The organism is Herbiconiux daphne (assembly GCF_024979295.1).
Classification (GTDB): Bacteria; Actinomycetota; Actinomycetes; order Actinomycetales; family Microbacteriaceae; genus Herbiconiux; species Herbiconiux daphnes.
The window spans coordinates 1-1,110 of sequence record NZ_JANLCJ010000134.1 but is presented as its reverse complement, the minus strand read 5'-3'; the positions used below and the strand labels follow the sequence as shown (position 1 = coordinate 1,110).

Sequence of the window (1,110 nt, the reverse complement as noted above, 5' to 3'; positions counted from 1 at the left end):
CAGATTGCATAGGGTACATAGCGAAAGGCGCTTAGATTGCGATTGGTGAAGCCGTTTTGAGTCTTACAGGCTGCTAGAAACGACAAAACCGCCTTTCGGCGGTCTGTCTTGCTGCTTTACTGCTTTGTGTCTTAGAAGTCGCCGTGAATCCCTACGCTAGCGCCTACGCTGTCACCGTCATAGCTTACTTGCACTGTTACCGCTGTATGTTCGTTAATCTGTTTCTGCACACCGCCTGCAAATGCTACCGCGCCTTTGTATTCACCTACTGCCATTGCATAACCGCTGTTGCTTGCGTTGTAATGTAAGTTGCTTGTTGCTTGAGCCATCGCGCCAACTTGTTTAATCGCTTTGGTGTTCGCTGCAATCTGTTTAGTGTTACGCTCAATCGCTTTGCTGTTACGTTCAATCGCTGCACTGTTACGGTTAATTGCGCGGCTATGGCTTAACACTGTTGCTCTTGTTTCGTTATCAACTACTGTTTTTGTAATCACTGTTGTAACGCCGTCTTTACCGTTGCTACCTGTTGCGCCTTTCTTACCGCTAACGCCTTGCTTACCTTCTGCGCCGTCTTTACCGTCTGCGCCTTTGATTGTCTCACTCATTTTTACTACGCTGATTGCTGGTTTACTTTCTTCTTTTCCTACTGTTGTTTTGCTTCTTTCGATTGCTTGCGGGTTAACAACTTCTGTTGCACCTTTAACAATGCTTGATTTATCTTCGCGTGTCTCAATAACTGTTACGCTGCTTTCTGCTGTCTGTGTTGCTTCGCTTGCTGCTTTAGTGATTGTCTGCGCCGCTGTGTTTTTAGTTTCTACTAACGTTGCTTTGTGGCTTTCTGGTGCGCCTGTTACGATTTCTTTTGCGCCTTCTGTTGATGGGTATTGCTCAACATTAACGATTAATTCAACGTGTTTAACTGGTGCGGCTTGCGCTACTGGTGCGGCTGCTTTAACAGTACCTTGCAGGCTAACAACTTTTGAGCCGTCATAGTAACTGTTACCTTTCAGCATGTTGTTAACATCGTTTAAAGTGTTTGCACTGCCTTTTAAAGTGTTGCCAACGTAAGCAGGTACATTTTTAAAGCTAGACAGGTAAGAATCTACAGCG

At 45.3% G+C, this 1,110-nt stretch carries 1 protein-coding gene; it reads right to left on the bottom strand.

The window, feature by feature from the left end:
* Positions 1-131: 131 nt before the first annotated feature.
* Positions 132-1,110 (bottom strand): YadA C-terminal domain-containing protein (locus N1032_RS23585; RefSeq protein WP_259542808.1); only part of this gene is annotated, 979 nt, incomplete at its 5' end.